Consider the following 247-nt stretch of genomic DNA (forward strand, 5'->3'; position numbering starts at 1 on the left):
CTTCCGCTATGGCGATTGTTGTATCTTATGAACTTGGAGCTAAACGGTTCCAAGATGCCAAAAAATTTATTCATATTGGAAGAAGTGTAGCTCTCGTTTTTGCGGCCTTCACCTTAACCTTCCTTTACATTTTTAGGGGAAATGTGGCTAGTCTTTATGGTAACGACCCAGAATTTATCGATTTGACAGCGCGCTTTTTGACTTATAGTCTTTTCTTCCAGTTAGCAGATACCTTTGCAGCACCGCT

General features: G+C 40.9%; 1 protein-coding gene. It reads left to right on the top strand.

Translation table 11 applies throughout. From position 1 onward, the window contains the following. Nucleotides 1-247: MATE family efflux transporter (locus tag ACYQ78_RS39945; protein WP_459806205.1), on the top strand; the 247-nt coding region annotated here is incomplete at both ends.

This window comes from Herbidospora sp. RD11066 (assembly GCF_054661255.1).